Raw genomic sequence first — 16,682 nt, 5'->3', positions numbered from 1 at the left:
TGATCTGAATTGGGTGCAATTTACCCCTTGGAAACCCCCTCCATCTGCCCTAAGAAGACCTGCGGAACAAAGCGTGCGATTCGTCGTGCGCTTTGTTTCGTTTCGTCCAAGACGGTGGGTGGGTCCGTTCGGCCCCTTAATTCCCTGCCTGAGACGGGTAAGACCAAAGAATTCTGGGGGTCCCACCCTCGGGCGCATTTTGGCCAATCCCGTAACAAGGACCTGAACGCCGGAGCGAAAGCTGCGGCAAATATGAGCCGGGGTGAGATTTCGCCCCTAACTTGGAGAGAACTGTGGATAGAGCCCAGAAAGAGAAAGTGGTCGAGGAACTCGGCCAAATCTTCGAAAGCTCTGGCGTCGTAGTGGTTGCCCACTACGCCGGTCTGACAGTTGCCGAGATGCAGGACCTGCGCGCGCGTGCACGCGAAGCGGGCGGTTCCGTGCGTGTTGCCAAAAACAGGCTCGCCAAAATCGCCCTTGAGGGTAAGCCGTGTGCAAACATGGCCGACCTGCTGACAGGGATGACCGTTCTGACCTATTCCGAGGACCCCGTGGCAGCAGCCAAGGTGGCCGAGGACTTCGCCAAGGAGAACAAAAAGTTCGAAATCCTTGGCGGTGCAATGGGCGAGAACGCTCTGGACCGCAAAGGCGTCGAAGCTGTTTCGAAAATGCCGTCTCGCGAGGAGCTTATTGCTTCGATCGTGGGCTGCATTGGCGCACCTGCTTCGAACATCGCCGGCGCGATTGGCGCACCTGCAAGCAATATCGCAAGCATCCTTTCCACCATCGAAGAGAAGGCGGAAGCTGCGTAAGCGGTTGGCACTGAATGATCTGCGTGGGGCATGTGCCCTGACGTTGGAACACACACTGTAAACGGAAAGAGCTGATAAAATGGCTGATCTGAAAGCACTCGCAGAAAGCATCGTGGGTCTGACCCTGCTGGAAGCACAAGAACTGAAAACCATCCTCAAAGACGAATACGGCATCGAGCCGGCAGCTGGCGGCGCCGTAATGGTCGCAGGTGCAGCTGGCGACGCCGGCGGCGCAGCCGAGGAAGAAAAAACCGAATTCGACGTCGTTCTGAAGAACGCCGGCGCATCGAAAATCAACGTCATCAAAGAAGTTCGCGGCATCACCGGCCTGGGCCTGAAAGAAGCCAAGGAACTGGTCGAAGCCGGCGGCAAGATCAAAGAAGGCGTGGACAAAGCAGAAGCAGAAGACGTCAAAGCCAAGCTGGAAGCAGCTGGCGCCGAAGTCGAACTGGCCTAAGCTTATCCTCAGGTGCATCGCTGATGTGCCGAAAAATTTGGCTGGGTCCGGAGAAATCCGGGTCCAGCCGAACCTGTCTTAGAAAGGGCCTCAAGACGCGAGGCGTTTTCTAAGACACGGTTTTCGGATCGGGAGGCCGCCTTCGGGACGGTGGCCATGAATTGATCCGGACGTGTTGTCTCGATTGTGCAAGATGCCGGGGCCCGACGGTGTCTTTGCCCGCTGAGAACATCGAAAGGTGACATCTGACATGGCTCAAACGTTCCTTGGCCAGAAACGTCTTCGTAAATATTACGGCAAAATCCGCGAAGTGCTGGAAATGCCGAACCTCATTGAGGTCCAGAAATCTTCTTATGATCTTTTCCTGCGCTCCGGCGATGCAGAGCAGCCCACCGACGGCGAAGGCATCAAAGGCGTGTTCCAGTCGGTTTTCCCGATCAAGGATTTCAACGAAACCTCCGTTCTGGAATTCGTGAAATACGATCTGGAAAAACCCAAATACGACGTTGAAGAATGTATGCAACGCGACATGACCTACAGCGCGCCGCTGAAGGTAACACTGCGTTTGATCGTTTTTGATGTCGATGAGGATACTGGCGCAAAATCGGTAAAGGACATCAAGGAACAGGATGTCTTCATGGGCGATATGCCTTTGATGACGCCGAACGGCACCTTTGTCGTGAACGGGACCGAGCGTGTGATCGTATCCCAGATGCACCGTTCGCCCGGCGTGTTCTTTGACCACGACAAAGGCAAGACTCATTCCTCGGGCAAGCTGCTGTTTGCCTGCCGCATCATCCCGTATCGCGGCAGCTGGCTGGACTTTGAGTTCGATGCCAAAGACATCGTTTTCGCCCGTATCGACCGTCGCCGTAAGCTGCCTGTGACCACCCTGCTGTACGCGCTGGGTCTGGACCAGGAAGCGATCATGGACGCGTATTACAACACCGTGTCCTACAAGCTGGACAAGAAAAAGGGCTGGATCACTCCGTTCTTCCCCGAACGTGTGCGTGGTACACGCCCGACCTATGATCTGGTCGACGCCAAATCCGGTGAAGTGATTGCCGAAGCGGGTAAGAAAGTTACCCCACGCGCGGTCAAGAAGCTGATCGACGAAGGCACCGTCACCGACCTGCTGGTTCCGTTCGATCACATCGTTGGCAAATTTGTCGCCAAGGACATCATCAACGAAGAAAACGGCGCGATCTATGTCGAAGCCGGTGATGAGCTAACCCTGGAATATGACAAAGACGGCGACCTGATTGGCGGCACCGTCAAAGAGCTGATCGATGCAGGTATCACCGACATCCCGGTTCTGGACATCGACAACGTCAATGTTGGTCCTTACATGCGCAATACCATGGCTCAGGATAAGAACATGAGCCGCGAAACTGCGCTGATGGATATCTACCGCGTCATGCGTCCGGGTGAGCCGCCCACCGTCGAAGCGGCGTCGGCCCTGTTCGACACGCTGTTCTTCGACAGCGAGCGGTATGACCTGTCCGCCGTTGGCCGCGTGAAGATGAATATGCGTCTGGCCTTGGATGCGCCGGACACCCTGCGCACTCTGCGCCGCGAAGACATCGTGGCCTGCATCAAGGCGCTGGTGGAACTGCGTGACGGCAAAGGCGACGTGGACGACATCGACCACCTCGGCAACCGTCGCGTGCGTTCGGTTGGCGAACTGATGGAAAACCAGTACCGCGTCGGTCTGCTGCGCATGGAGCGCGCGATCAAAGAGCGTATGTCGTCGGTTGAAATCGACACCGTCATGCCTCAGGACCTGATCAACGCGAAACCGGCGGCGGCCGCTGTTCGTGAATTCTTCGGCAGCTCGCAGCTGTCGCAGTTCATGGACCAAACCAACCCGCTGTCCGAGGTTACCCACAAACGCCGTCTTTCGGCGCTTGGCCCCGGTGGTCTGACTCGTGAACGTGCGGGCTTTGAGGTGCGCGACGTGCACCCGACCCACTATGGCCGGATGTGCCCGATCGAAACGCCCGAAGGTCCGAACATCGGTCTGATCAACTCGCTGGCCACCTTCGCCCGTGTGAACAAGTACGGCTTCATCGAAACCCCTTATCGCTTCGTGAAAGACGGGCAGGTGACCGACGAGGTCCACTACATGTCCGCGACCGAGGAAATGCGTCACACCGTGGCACAGGCCAACGCGACGTTGGATACGGATGGCAAGTTCATCAACGATCTGGTTTCGACCCGTCAGGCGGGTGACTACACGCTTGCCCCGCGCGAGAATGTGGACCTGATCGACGTGTCGCCGAAACAGCTGGTGTCGGTTGCTGCATCGCTGATCCCGTTCCTTGAAAACGACGACGCCAACCGCGCGCTGATGGGCTCGAACATGCAACGTCAGGCGGTTCCGCTGCTGCGCGCCGAAGCGCCGCTGGTCGGTACCGGCATCGAGGAAAAGGTAGCGATCGACTCAGGTGCTGCGATCCAGGCGAAACGCGCCGGTATCATCGACCAGGTCGATGCCCAGCGTATCGTGATCCGCGCCACCGAGGATCTCGAACTGGGCGATGCTGGCGTTGACATCTATCGTCTGCGCAAATTCCAGCGTTCGAACCAGAATACCTGCATCAACCAGCGTCCGCTGATCAAGGTGGGTGACACCGTCCAGAAGGGCGAGGTTATTGCTGATGGTCCGTCGACCGATATGGGTGAACTGGCCCTTGGTAAGAACGTGGTCGTCGCGTTCATGCCGTGGAACGGTTACAACTACGAAGACTCGATCCTGATCAGCGAACGTATCGCGCGTGATGACGTATTTACCTCGGTCCATATCGAGGAATTCGAAGTCGCCGCCCGTGACACCAAGCTGGGCCCGGAAGAGATCACCCGCGACATCCCGAACGTTGGTGAAGAAGCGCTGCGCAACCTCGACGAGGCGGGCATCGTTTACATCGGCGCGGATGTTGAGCCGGGCGATATTCTGGTCGGCAAGATCACTCCGAAGGGCGAAAGCCCGATGACCCCGGAAGAAAAGCTGCTGCGCGCCATCTTCGGTGAAAAAGCATCTGACGTGCGCGACACCTCGCTGCGCGTGAAACCGGGCGATTACGGTACGGTCGTGGAAGTCCGCGTCTTCAACCGTCACGGCGTCGAGAAAGATGAGCGTGCGCTGCAGATCGAGCGTGAGGAAGTCGAACGTCTGGCCCGTGACCGGGACGATGAGCTGGCGATCCTGGACCGCAACATCTATGCGCGTCTGCAAGGCTTGATCCTGGGTAAAACCGCTGTCAAAGGCCCGAAAGGCGTCAAGGCAGGGTCGGTGATCACCGAGGAACTGCTGGAAACCCTGACCCGTGGTCAGTGGTGGCAGCTGGCGCTGGAAGACGAGCAGGACGCACAAATCGTTGAGGCTCTGAACGAGCAGTACGAAGTGCAAAAGCGCGCTCTGAACGCCCGTTTCGAGGACAAGGTCGAGAAAGTCCGTCGTGGCGACGATCTGCCGCCGGGTGTGATGAAGATGGTCAAAGTCTTCATCGCCGTGAAGCGCAAGTTGCAGCCGGGCGACAAGATGGCCGGTCGCCACGGAAACAAGGGTGTGATTTCCAAGGTCGTTCCGATGGAAGACATGCCGTTCCTGGCCGATGGTACGCCGGTTGATTTCTGTCTGAACCCGCTGGGTGTGCCGTCGCGTATGAACGTCGGTCAGATCCTTGAAACCCACATGGGGTGGGCCGCACGCGGTCTGGGTCTGAACATCGATGAGGCGCTGCAGGAATACCGCCGTTCGGGCGACCTGACGCCGGTACGTGACGCGATGAAACACGCCTATGGCGAGGATGTCTATGAAGAGGGCATCAGCGGCATGGACGAGGACCAGCTGATCGAAGCGGCCAGCAACGTCACCCGCGGTGTTCCGATCGCAACCCCGGTCTTTGACGGCGCCAAAGAGGCTGACGTCAACGACGCTCTGGTGCGCGCGGGCTTCTCGGAAAGCGGTCAGTCGATCCTGTTCGACGGTCGTACCGGTGAGCAATTCGCGCGTCCGGTCACCGTGGGCATCAAGTACCTGCTGAAACTGCATCACCTGGTGGACGACAAAATCCACGCGCGTTCGACCGGGCCGTACAGCCTGGTGACCCAGCAGCCGCTGGGTGGTAAGGCGCAGTTCGGTGGTCAGCGCTTTGGTGAGATGGAAGTCTGGGCTCTGGAAGCTTACGGCGCCGCCTACACCCTGCAGGAGATGCTCACCGTGAAATCGGATGACGTCGCCGGCCGGACCAAGGTCTATGAGTCGATCGTCAAGGGCGAGGATAACTTTGAAGCGGGCGTACCGGAATCGTTCAACGTTCTGGTGAAAGAAGTCCGCGGCCTCGGCCTGAATATGGAACTCCTGGATGCGGAGGTTGAGGAGTAAGGGCGCTGCCCTTTCTCCCGTCCCCCCTTCCGCAAGATTTGAGGTAACAAATGAACCAGGAAATCACCAACAACCCGTTCAACCCGCTGACGCCGCCTAAGGTCTTTGACGAGATCAAAGTCTCGCTGGCGTCGCCCGAGCGGATCCTGTCTTGGTCCTATGGTGAGATCAAGAAACCCGAAACCATCAACTACCGGACGTTCAAGCCCGAACGTGACGGTCTGTTCTGCGCGCGTATCTTTGGCCCGATCAAAGATTACGAATGTCTGTGCGGCAAATACAAGCGGATGAAGTATCGCGGCGTTGTCTGCGAGAAATGCGGTGTGGAAGTCACCCTGCAGAAAGTCCGCCGCGAGCGTATGGGCCATATCGAACTGGCCGCGCCCGTCGCACATATCTGGTTCCTGAAATCGCTGCCGTCCCGCATCGGTCTGATGCTGGACATGACGCTGCGCGATCTGGAACGCGTTCTGTACTTTGAAAACTACGTCGTCATCGAGCCCGGTCTGACCGACCTGACCTACGGCCAGATGCTGACTGAAGAAGAGTACATGGACGCGCAGGATGCTTACGGCATGGACGCGTTCACCGCGAATATCGGTGCCGAAGCCATCCGTGAGATGCTGGCCCAGATCGATCTGGAAGCCGAAGCCGAGCAGCTGCGTGCTGATCTGGCCGAAGCAACCGGTGAGCTGAAGCCGAAGAAGATCATCAAGCGTCTGAAGGTTGTTGAATCCTTCCTCGAGTCGGGCAACCGGCCCGAATGGATGGTGATGACCGTGATCCCGGTTATTCCGCCGGAACTGCGTCCGCTGGTTCCGCTGGATGGCGGCCGTTTCGCGACGTCGGATCTGAACGATCTGTATCGCCGCGTCATCAACCGGAACAACCGTCTGAAGCGTCTGATCGAACTGCGTGCACCTGACATCATCGTCCGCAACGAAAAGCGGATGCTGCAGGAATCCGTTGACGCTCTGTTTGACAACGGCCGTCGTGGCCGCGTGATTACCGGTGCCAACAAGCGTCCGCTGAAATCGCTGTCGGACATGCTGAAAGGTAAGCAGGGTCGCTTCCGTCAGAACCTTTTGGGTAAGCGCGTCGACTTCTCGGGCCGTTCGGTCATCGTGACCGGTCCGGAGCTGAAGCTGCACCAGTGTGGTCTGCCCAAGAAGATGGCGCTGGAACTGTTCAAGCCGTTCATCTACTCGCGCCTTGAAGCCAAGGGTCTGTCTTCGACCGTGAAGCAGGCGAAGAAACTGGTCGAGAAAGAGCGTCCCGAAGTGTGGGATATCCTCGACGAGGTGATCCGCGAACACCCTGTCATGCTGAACCGTGCGCCGACGCTGCACCGTTTGGGCATTCAAGCGTTCGAGCCGGTCCTGATCGAAGGTAAAGCCATCCAGCTGCACCCGCTGGTCTGTTCGGCCTTTAACGCCGACTTCGACGGTGACCAGATGGCTGTGCACGTCCCGCTGAGCCTTGAGGCCCAGCTGGAAGCCCGTGTTCTGATGATGTCGACGAACAACGTTCTGTCGCCTGCAAACGGTGCGCCGATCATCGTTCCGTCGCAGGATATGATCCTGGGTCTGTACTATGTGACCCTGGAACGCGAAGGCATGCCGGGCGAAGGCAAGATCTTTGGATCGATCGAAGAAGTTCAGCACGCGCTGGATTCGGGCGAGGTGCATCTGCACTCGAAAATCACGGCCCGGATCACGCAGATCGACGAGGAAGGCAACGAAGTTCAGAAGCGCTATGAAACCACCCCGGGCCGTCTGCGTCTGGGTGCGTTGCTGCCGATGAACAACAAGGCGCCGTTCGATCTGGTCAACCGTCTGCTGCGGAAGAAAGAAGTGCAGCAGGTGATCGACACCGTCTACCGTTACTGCGGTCAGAAAGAGTCGGTGATCTTCTGTGACCAGATCATGTCGATGGGCTTCAAGGAAGCGTTCAAGGCGGGCATCTCGTTCGGCAAGGATGACATGGTCATTCCGAAGGACAAGTGGAGCATCGTCGATGACACCCGCAGCCAGGTGAAAGACTTTGAACAGCAGTACATGGACGGCCTGATCACTCAGGGCGAAAAGTACAACAAGGTTGTCGATGCTTGGTCGAAGTGTAACGACCGCGTGACCGAGGCAATGATGAGCACGATCTCGGACGTTGCCAAGGCCGAAGACGGGTCGGACATGGAGCCGAACTCGGTCTACATGATGGCCCACTCGGGTGCGCGTGGCTCGGTCACTCAGATGAAACAGCTGGGCGGTATGCGGGGCCTGATGGCCAAACCGAACGGTGACATCATCGAGACGCCGATCATCTCGAACTTCAAGGAAGGTCTGACCGTTCTCGAGTACTTCAACTCGACCCACGGTGCCCGTAAGGGTCTGTCGGATACCGCTCTGAAGACGGCGAACTCGGGTTACTTGACCCGTCGTCTGGTGGACGTGGCGCAAGACTGTATCGTTCGTGAGATCGACTGCGGCACCGAGCGTGCGATCACAGCCGAAGCAGCCGTGAACGACGGTGAGGTTGTCGCCTCGCTGGCCGAGCGCGTGTTGGGCCGTGTAGCCGCTGACGATGTTCTGCGTCCGGGCACCGATGAGGTGATCGTCGCAGCCGGTCAGCTGATCGACGAACGTATGGCCGATACCATCGACGAAGCCGGCGTTCAGTCGATGCGCATCCGCTCGCCTCTGACCTGTGAGTCCGAGGAAGGCGTCTGTGCGACCTGCTATGGTCGTGACCTTGCACGCGGTACGATGGTGAACACAGGTGAAGCTGTCGGCATCATCGCGGCTCAGTCGATCGGTGAACCCGGTACACAGCTGACCATGCGGACCTTCCACATCGGTGGTGTTGCGCAAGGTGGTCAGCAGTCGTTCCAAGAAGCCAGCCAGGAAGGTATCGTTTCCTTCGAGAACCCGCAGATTCTGGTCAACGCAGCCGGCGAAAGCCTGGTCATGGGCCGGAACATGAAGCTGGTGATCAAGGACGAACACGGCGAAGAGCGTGCCAGCCACAAGCTGGGCTACGGCTCCAAGCTGTTCGTCAAGGACGGCACCAAGGTGGCCCGTGGCGACAAGCTGTTCGAGTGGGACCCGTACACCTTGCCGATCATCGCCGAGAAAGCCGGTACTGCGAAATATGTCGATCTGGTTTCGGGCCTCGCTGTCCGCGACGAGACCGACGAAGCAACCGGTATGACGCAGAAGATCGTGATCGACTGGCGCGCCGCCCCCAAAGGCAGCGACCTCAAGCCCGAGATCATTCTGGTTGGCGAAGATGGCGAGCCGGTCCGCAACGATGCGGGCAACCCGGTTCACTATCCGATGTCGGTGGATGCGATCCTGTCGGTCGAAGACGGTCAGAAGGTCGAAGCCGGTGACGTCGTCGCGCGTATCCCGCGCGAAGGTGCCAAGACCAAGGACATCACCGGTGGTCTGCCGCGTGTGGCCGAACTGTTCGAAGCGCGCCGTCCCAAGGATCACGCGATCATCGCCGAGGCCGATGGTTATGTGCGCTTTGGCCGCGACTACAAGAACAAGCGCCGCATCAGCATCGAGCCGGCTGACGAGTCCATGGAGACCATCGAGTACATGGTGCCCAAGGGCAAGCACATCCCGGTCGCCGAAGGGGACTTCATCCAGAAGGGTGAATACCTGATGGACGGTAACCCTGCGCCGCATGACATCCTGTCCATCATGGGTGTCGAAGCGCTGGCCGATTACATGATCGACGAGGTGCAGGACGTGTATCGTCTGCAGGGCGTGAAGATCAACGACAAGCACATCGAGGTCATCGTGCGCCAGATGCTGCAGAAGTGGGAGATCCTGGATTCGGGCGACACCACCCTGCTGAAAGGCGAGCATGTCGACAAGCAGGAGTTCGACGCGGCCAACCAGAAGACCATCGCCCGCGGTGGTCGCCCTGCTCAGGGTGAGCCGATCCTGTTGGGGATCACCAAGGCCTCGTTGCAGACGCGCTCGTTCATCTCGGCGGCGTCGTTCCAGGAGACCACCCGCGTGCTGACCGAAGCTTCGGTTCAGGGCAAGAAGGACAAGCTGGTCGGCCTGAAAGAGAACGTCATCGTCGGTCGTCTGATCCCCGCCGGTACCGGTGGTGCAACGCAGGCTGTCCGCCACATCGCGCAGTCGCGTGACAACGTGGTGATCGAAGCCCGCCGGGAAGAGGCCGAGGCCGCCGCCGCCCTGGCCGCGCCGATCATGGATGATGATATGGTCGGGGATGAGCTGGACGTTCTGGTCGAAACACCGGAAAGCCGCGAATAAACCGCGTCATTCAGAATCGAACAGAAAAAGGCCCTGCGATTTCGTGGGGCCTTTTTTTGTCGCCTCTCCTGATACGCAATTGTGAACCGTCGTGACAGAGCACAGCCTTTGACGCGATTTCATCAGGCTTGTGGTTCTGCAATCGGTGGTTTAGCGATGTTCTGTGTTTTCGGATTATTTTGAGCTGAACAATGGACACCAAAAGCAACTCTTTCGAGGACCGTGTGGCGCGGATCAAAAAGCGTTCGGCAGAAAACACACACAAGTCGCCTATGCCTCGAACCGAGAGTATCTGGCAACGTCTGGGGTATCCCGCTGCGTTTATGGGGGCTTTTTTACTGGGTGTTTTTGCGGTCTTCCTGTCCCGCCTGATTCAATACCAATCGGTTGGCATTCCGGTGCCCGGAAAGGTGGGAACGCAGGATTTCGTAAGCCTCGGCCTTGCAGGCGGGGCCTGCATCATGGTTATGCTGTTTCTGAAAGGTAAACTGCGAGAGTTCGCCGGGGCGCTCACGGTTGGTGCGTTGGTGACGACCTTTTCCTTTCATAATTTCGTGTGGAAATATCCTGTGTTTTTCGAACTTGTATACGGGGAAGACTGGGTGGAGTTTGTAAAAGACACGACAGAGCCTTCCAGCCTGAATCTGTTCGGGACCATCCTTCCGTTCGGTTGATGATCTCTGCACCCCTTGTGCGTTGTTGACATCCAGCCCGTCTCGGCGGCCAATGCGGGGCGATCAATAGCCCCGGAGCCCGAAGCAGCATGACTCCAAACACCAAAGGCGCTTTGCTGATGATGGGCAGCATGGCTGCCTTTACCCTGAACGATACGCTGGTGAAGGTTGCCTTGCAGGATCTGCCATTGTTTCAGTTGGTGGCCATGCGCGGGTTTCTGGCGGTATTTCTGATCTATGTGCTTGCCCGGTACCTGGGCACGTTGCATCTGAATTTTTCGCGCCATGACAAGTGGCTGGTTGCACTGCGCTGCCTTGCAGAGCTGGCGGCGACATTCTTTTTCCTGACGGCGCTGAAGAACATGCCGCTTGCCAATGTTACGGCCATTCTTCAGGCATTGCCTCTTACGGTAACATTGGGTGCTGCTCTGGTTTTTTCCGAACAGGTTGGTTGGCGACGCGCTTTGGCAATCGCCGTGGGTTTCGTCGGAATGCTGCTGATCGTAAGACCCGGGCCAGAGGGGTTCAGCGTGTATTCCATCTATGCTCTGGTTGCAGTGGTTTCGATTACAGTTCGGGACCTCATCACGCGACGCATGTCAGCCGACGTGCCGTCAATGCTGGTTACCCTTGCCACCTCGGTTTCCATAGCGGGGGCCGCGGCAATAGCCTCGGTTTTCGAAGGATGGGTTGCGGTTTCGGCAACGGCGGGTTCTCTGGTCGCGGCGGCGGCCGTGTTTGTGTTGCTTGGCTATTTGCTCAGCGTCATGGTCATGCGGCAGGGAGATGTCGGATTCGTTGCACCGTTCAGATATTCCAGCCTGATCTGGGCGCTCGGGTTGGGTTGGGTCGTGTTTGACGAATGGCCTGACAGCCTGACGATGCTGGGTGCTGTCCTGATCGTGGGTGCCGGTCTGTTCACCTTGTTCCGGGCACGTGCGCGTCAGGGCTTGGCGTGACTCCGTCTGACCATGTCCGGATCAATGGCGAAACGGGTTTGAAACTCGAGCTCTTGCTGCCGGGTAAGAGGGTTGAGCGCGACATCCGTGTTTCTGGTTCGCGGTGAGTCATTGAACCGGTTCAATCCCCGTACCCACATAGGACTATCGGGTCGGGTCACAACGGGCATCGCGCGGTTGATCCTGTTATGGGCAAAATTCATGATCGATTTCTGCTGCCCGCCTTGCACGTACATTCCCAGACCGGCAGTGATCAACGGGCGATGCACACGCGTGGCCCGTATCCCCTCGGAACTGGCGCGGGCCAGATAACCGCAGTTGAAGTCAACGGCGACCATCGCGTGCCTTTCGAACAAGCCAACGCATTCCCTGACACAGCCTCGAAACCGCTCGACAAAATCCACGGCCACTGCATCATCATCGTCGTGGCGAAACTGAAGGCAGGGTTGATCGGAATCGTTCCGCGCCGAATTCAGGACATCCTGCATGACTTTTCTGTGCCGCCCCGGAGGTTTCGCGACTATGCGCACCTGTTTCAACCCACCGGTCAGATCGTTGAGGCGGTCAAATGCCGGCTTGGGCAGGCAGTCGCCGACCACGATCACCAATTGGAAATCTTCGTCGGACTGTTTTTTGAAACCGGGCAGGGCGACCGTCTCGAACAGGCGAAACCGTTCTTCCAACCTGTCGTGCTGGTAAAGGAATTGCCGTCTTTCTTCGATACTTTCGTGCGTTGTCTGAAAGCCGCCAATTGCGGGATAGGAAAACCGACAAAGGCCAATCACTTGCATTTTCTCAGCGCGCCGCATATCTGGCCTCGAACGCGTCAGGGTCGATCGAGAACTGTACCCGCAAGCCTTCTGCCTGTTCAGGCGTGAAAGGCGATAGCTCGCTGGTATCTTTGCGCGCGTGGTCCGAGTCGTTGAAATCGTGCAGCATCCTTACCCACATGGGCGTGTCCGGATAGCTGACCACGGGCATGAACCGGGCGAGCCTGTTGTGCAACCGGTCAAAGATCGTCCGCGTGCTGCCGGCTTGAACATACATGCCCAGGCCAACGCCCAGCAGCGATCGATAGACCCGAGCGGTCCGAATTCCGCGGGCCTCGCGCCGGGCGATGTACCCTTGATTGAAGTCTATACCGACGGACTCGCTCTGCTGCATCAGCCCTGTGTTTTCGACAACAGCAGCGCGAAGGCGTTCCATGAAATCAACGGAAACGGCGTCATCGTCATCATGCCGAAACTGTAGGCAGGGCTGATGCGGGTCCGCGCGGGCGGTGTTCAGCACCTCTCGTACAATCTGCTTATGATCCCCTGGTTCTTTTGCAATGATACGGATCTGTTTGATCCCGGCGGTCAGGTCGCGCAGCCGGTCCGCATGGATCTGAGGCAGGCACGTCCCGGTCAAAACATACAACTCGAACGTCTCATCGGTCTGGGTGCCAAAACCGGGCAGGGTGATTGCCTCGAAAAGACGAAAGCGTTCTTCCAGCCGGTCGGGGGCATACAGAAATTGCCGTTGTTCTTCAATCGTATCCCGGTTCAGCCGAAAACCGCCGGTTGCGGGATAGGAAAACCGGCAAAGGCCAATCACTTGCATCTGTAATCCATCAGCAGATATTCGACCCGACTATGCCCTTGCCGCGGTTCAGCCGCAACCGGGACAGCGGCGCGCAGGAATGGCAATCCTACAGGCTGCATTCAACGCGCGCGCCTGGGCGCTGGGATAGGGCTGTTGACACTTGGGACGACTCCCCCTATACGCGCGTCATCTCGGTACCGGGGGCCGCCCCGTAGCCGATTCCAGTAATGAACTGGTCAAGGCCCGGACAATTTTACAGTTCGCGCCCTCTGAGAACCAACCGCGACGTTCACCTCGGAATGGGAACGCTCGTGGGTTTTGCGCTTGTGGACGCATAAGTGCAGCGAATTTAGCCGCACGCAACGCGCGTGCATGTCATGTGTGTTGCAAAACGGGGAAAGAACCGGAATGCCAACTATTCAACAGCTGATCCGCAAGCCGCGGCAGCCCAAAGTCAAACGCTCGAAGTCCATGCACCTGGAGCAGTGCCCGCAAAAGCGCGGTGTCTGCACACGTGTCTATACCACAACGCCTAAAAAGCCGAACTCGGCGATGCGTAAGGTTGCCAAAGTGCGCCTGACCAACGGGTTCGAGGTCATCTCGTACATCCCCGGTGAAAGCCACAACCTGCAGGAACACTCGGTTGTTCTGATCCGTGGCGGCCGTGTGAAAGACCTTCCCGGTGTGCGTTACCACATCCTGCGCGGTGTTCTGGATACTCAGGGCGTCAAAGACCGTAAGCAACGTCGTTCGAAATACGGCGCGAAGCGTCCCAAGTAAGAAGGAGAGGCTGATATGTCACGTCGTCACGCCGCCGAAAAACGCGAAGTCCTGCCTGACGCCAAATTTGGCGACAAGGTACTGACCAAATTCATGAACAACCTGATGATCGACGGCAAGAAGTCGGTCGCAGAGCGCATCGTCTACAACGCATTTGACCGCGTTGAGAACAAGGTAAAGCGCGCTCCGGTCGAAGTGTTCCACGAAGCGCTCGACAACATCAAACCTTCGGTCGAGGTTCGCTCGCGCCGGGTTGGTGGTGCAACCTACCAGGTTCCGGTCGAAGTGCGCCCCGAGCGCCGCGAAGCACTGGCCATCCGCTGGCTGATCACCGCTGCGCGCGGCCGCAACGAAAACACCATGGAAGAACGCCTCGCCGGCGAACTGCTGGACGCCGTACAGTCCCGCGGTACTGCCGTTAAGAAGCGCGAAGACACCCACAAGATGGCCGAGGCGAACAAAGCCTTCAGCCATTACCGCTGGTAATTCTAGAGGCTTATCCAAATGGCACGCGAATATCCGCTCGAACTATACCGTAACTTCGGTATCATGGCGCACATCGATGCAGGCAAGACGACCTGCTCGGAACGCATCCTGTATTATACTGGCAAATCCCACAACATCGGTGAGGTGCACGATGGTGCCGCCACCATGGACTGGATGGAGCAGGAGCAGGAACGCGGCATCACCATCACTTCGGCTGCGACCACCACGTTCTGGGAACGCACCGAGGACGGTAAAACCGCCGATACCCCCAAGCACCGCCTGAACATCATCGACACCCCCGGCCACGTTGACTTCACCATCGAAGTCGAACGCTCGCTGGCGGTTCTCGACGGTGCCGTCTGCGTTCTCGACGCAAACGCCGGTGTTGAGCCCCAGACCGAAACCGTGTGGCGTCAGGCTGACCGCTACAAGGTTCCGCGTATGGTTTTCGTCAACAAGATGGACAAGATCGGCGCAGATTTCTTCAACTGCGTTCGCATGATCGAAGACCGCACCGGCGCACGTGCTGTTCCGGTTGGTATCCCGATCGGCGCCGAATCCGAGCTGGAAGGTCTGATCGACCTGGTCACCATGGAAGAATGGCTGTGGCAGGGTGAAGACCTGGGCGCAAGCTGGATCAAAGCTCCGATCCGCGACAGCCTGAAAGACATGGCTGAAGAATGGCGCGGCAAGATGATCGAAGCGGCCGTCGAAATGGACGACGACGCGATGATGGAATACCTGGAAGGCAATGAGCCCGACGTTCCGACCCTGCGCAAACTGCTGCGCAAGGGCACACTGGAAATCGCGTTCGTTCCGGTACTGGGTGGTTCTGCGTTCAAGAACAAAGGCGTTCAGCCGCTGCTCAACGCTGTGATCGACTATCTGCCCAGCCCGCTGGACGTTGTCGATTACATGGGCTTCAAACCCGGTGACGAGGACGAAGTTCGGGACATCGCCCGTCGTGCTGACGACAACATGGCGTTCTCGGGTCTGGCGTTCAAAATCATGAACGACCCCTTCGTCGGTTCGCTGACCTTCACCCGGATTTATTCGGGCGTACTGAACAAGGGTGACTCGATCCTGAACTCGACCAAAGGCAAGAAAGAGCGCATCGGTCGTATGATGATGATGCACTCGAACAACCGGGAAGAGATCGAAGAAGCGTTTGCAGGCGACATTATCGCGCTGGCGGGTCTGAAAGACACCACCACCGGTGACACCCTGTGTGACGCGAAGGATCCGGTGGTTCTGGAAACCATGACCTTCCCCGATCCGGTGATCGAGATCGCGGTCGAGCCCAAAACCAAGGGCGACCAGGAGAAAATGTCTCAGGGTCTGGCGCGTCTGGCGGCCGAAGACCCGTCCTTCCGTGTGGAAACCGATCTGGAATCGGGTCAGACCATCATGAAGGGCATGGGCGAACTTCACCTGGACATCCTGGTTGACCGCCTCAAGCGCGAGTTCAAGGTCGAGGCCAATATCGGTGCGCCGCAGGTGGCCTATCGTGAAACCATCTCGATGCCGGTCGAGCACACCTACACCCACAAGAAACAGTCTGGTGGTTCGGGTCAGTTCGCCGAGGTCAAGCTTGAGATCACTCCGACCGAGCCGGGCGAAGGTTATTCGTTCGAAAGCCGCATCGTTGGTGGTGCTGTTCCGAAGGAATACATCCCGGGTGTCGAAAAAGGCATCCAGTCTGTCATGGACAGCGGCCCTCTGGCTGGCTTCCCCGTGATCGACTTCAAGGTTGCCCTGCTGGACGGTAAGTTCCACGACGTTGACTCGAGCGTTCTGGCGTTCGAAATCGCTGCCCGTATGTGCATGCGTGAAGGCATGCGCAAAGCCGGCGCGAAACTGCTGGAACCGATCATGAAGGTCGAAGTGATCACCCCGGAAGAATACACCGGCGGTATCATCGGCGACCTGACCTCGCGTCGTGGCCAGGTGTCTGGTCAGGAACCGCGCGGCAACGCAATCGCGATCGACGCGTTCGTTCCGCTGGCGAACATGTTCGGCTACATCAACACTCTGCGTTCGATGTCGTCGGGCCGAGCCCAGTTCACCATGCAGTTCGACCACTACGATCCGGTTCCGCAGAACATCTCGGACGAGATCCAGGCGAAATACGCATAAGCGAAGATTTGAGGGAGCGTGGGTATCACGCTCCCTTCATTACCGAAAAAGGAGGCCATCATGGCAAAGGAAAAGTTTGAGCGTACAAAACCGCACGTCAACATCGGCACGATTG

General features: G+C 58.0%; 11 protein-coding genes. 9 read left to right on the top strand and 2 right to left on the bottom strand.

The genetic code is table 11. From position 1 onward, the window contains the following. Positions 1-293 precede the first annotated feature (293 nt). From rplJ to GS612_RS19620, 6 genes are all read left to right on the top strand, one after another. Positions 294-812 carry a 50S ribosomal protein L10 gene (gene rplJ / locus GS612_RS19645; RefSeq protein WP_152459179.1) on the top strand — a complete coding sequence of 173 codons (519 nt, stop codon included), beginning with the start codon at positions 294-296 and terminating at the stop codon, positions 810-812. 79 nt (positions 813-891) lie between these two features. Further along, entirely contained in the window at positions 892-1,269 is a 378-nt protein-coding gene (gene rplL, locus GS612_RS19640) for a 50S ribosomal protein L7/L12 (RefSeq protein ID WP_152459178.1), read from the top strand. A gap of 250 nt (positions 1,270-1,519) precedes the next feature. Beyond that, entirely contained in the window at positions 1,520-5,656 is a 4,137-nt protein-coding gene (gene rpoB, locus GS612_RS19635) for a DNA-directed RNA polymerase subunit beta (RefSeq protein WP_171642602.1), read from the top strand. A 50-nt stretch (positions 5,657-5,706) separates the two neighbouring features. Further along, positions 5,707-9,948 (top strand): DNA-directed RNA polymerase subunit beta', encoded by a 4,242-nt coding sequence (gene rpoC / locus GS612_RS19630; RefSeq protein WP_171642601.1) that lies wholly within the window; start codon positions 5,707-5,709, stop codon positions 9,946-9,948. A 191-nt stretch (positions 9,949-10,139) separates the two neighbouring features. Beyond that, positions 10,140-10,622: a hypothetical protein gene (locus tag GS612_RS19625; RefSeq protein WP_171172539.1), complete on the top strand. Its 483-nt coding sequence runs from the start codon at positions 10,140-10,142 to the stop codon at positions 10,620-10,622. 89 nt (positions 10,623-10,711) lie between these two features. Next, complete coding sequence (locus GS612_RS19620) at positions 10,712-11,581, top strand: DMT family transporter (protein ID WP_171642599.1); 870 nt, start codon at positions 10,712-10,714, stop codon at positions 11,579-11,581. Here the strand turns inward: GS612_RS19620 and GS612_RS19615 are convergent. After that, the gene (locus GS612_RS19615) at positions 11,566-12,372 is read right to left on the bottom strand and encodes a putative rhamnosyl transferase (RefSeq protein ID WP_171642650.1); all 807 of its coding nucleotides are present in this window, start codon (positions 12,370-12,372) and stop codon (positions 11,566-11,568) included. The two genes, GS612_RS19620 and GS612_RS19615, sit on opposite strands and share 16 nt — an antisense overlap. A gap of 4 nt (positions 12,373-12,376) precedes the next feature. Continuing rightward, positions 12,377-13,183, bottom strand: coding sequence for a putative rhamnosyl transferase (locus tag GS612_RS19610; protein WP_171642597.1), 807 nt, complete (start codon positions 13,181-13,183; stop codon positions 12,377-12,379). Between the two features lie 390 nt (positions 13,184-13,573). Here GS612_RS19610 and rpsL point away from each other — a divergent pair, with 390 nt between their 5' ends. The 3 genes from rpsL to fusA are packed head-to-tail and all read left to right on the top strand — an operon-like array spanning position 13,574 to position 16,567. Continuing rightward, positions 13,574-13,945 carry a 30S ribosomal protein S12 gene (rpsL, locus tag GS612_RS19605; protein WP_005621086.1) on the top strand — a complete coding sequence of 124 codons (372 nt, stop codon included), beginning with the start codon at positions 13,574-13,576 and terminating at the stop codon, positions 13,943-13,945. Between the two features lie 15 nt (positions 13,946-13,960). Continuing rightward, positions 13,961-14,431: a 30S ribosomal protein S7 gene (rpsG, locus tag GS612_RS19600; RefSeq protein ID WP_010441203.1), complete on the top strand. Its 471-nt coding sequence runs from the start codon at positions 13,961-13,963 to the stop codon at positions 14,429-14,431. 18 nt (positions 14,432-14,449) lie between these two features. Continuing rightward, positions 14,450-16,567, top strand: coding sequence for an elongation factor G (gene fusA, locus GS612_RS19595; protein WP_152459172.1), 2,118 nt, complete (start codon positions 14,450-14,452; stop codon positions 16,565-16,567). Positions 16,568-16,682: the final 115 nt, after the last annotated feature.

This window comes from Ruegeria sp. HKCCD6157 (assembly GCF_013110685.1).
Classification (GTDB): domain Bacteria; phylum Pseudomonadota; class Alphaproteobacteria; order Rhodobacterales; family Rhodobacteraceae; genus Ruegeria.
This window is presented reverse-complemented; position numbering and strand designations above follow the sequence as displayed.

What these genes read in the sequence shown, in the direction of transcription:
- rpoC (WP_171642601.1), top strand. Translation starts at nt 5,707, where the DNA reads ATGAACCAGGAAATCACCAACAACCCGTTCAACCCGCTGACGCCGCCT.
- rplL (WP_152459178.1), top strand. Translation starts at nt 892, where the DNA reads ATGGCTGATCTGAAAGCACTCGCAGAAAGCATCGTGGGTCTGACCCTG.
- GS612_RS19625 (WP_171172539.1), top strand. Translation starts at nt 10,140, where the DNA reads ATGGACACCAAAAGCAACTCTTTCGAGGACCGTGTGGCGCGGATCAAA.
- GS612_RS19620 (WP_171642599.1), top strand. Translation starts at nt 10,712, where the DNA reads ATGACTCCAAACACCAAAGGCGCTTTGCTGATGATGGGCAGCATGGCT.
- GS612_RS19610 (WP_171642597.1), bottom strand. Translation starts at nt 13,183, where the DNA reads ATGCAAGTGATTGGCCTTTGCCGGTTTTCCTATCCCGCAACCGGCGGT.
- GS612_RS19615 (WP_171642650.1), bottom strand. Translation starts at nt 12,372, where the DNA reads ATGCAAGTGATTGGCCTTTGTCGGTTTTCCTATCCCGCAATTGGCGGC.
- rpsG (WP_010441203.1), top strand. Translation starts at nt 13,961, where the DNA reads ATGTCACGTCGTCACGCCGCCGAAAAACGCGAAGTCCTGCCTGACGCC.
- fusA (WP_152459172.1), top strand. Translation starts at nt 14,450, where the DNA reads ATGGCACGCGAATATCCGCTCGAACTATACCGTAACTTCGGTATCATG.
- rpoB (WP_171642602.1), top strand. Translation starts at nt 1,520, where the DNA reads ATGGCTCAAACGTTCCTTGGCCAGAAACGTCTTCGTAAATATTACGGC.
- rpsL (WP_005621086.1), top strand. Translation starts at nt 13,574, where the DNA reads ATGCCAACTATTCAACAGCTGATCCGCAAGCCGCGGCAGCCCAAAGTC.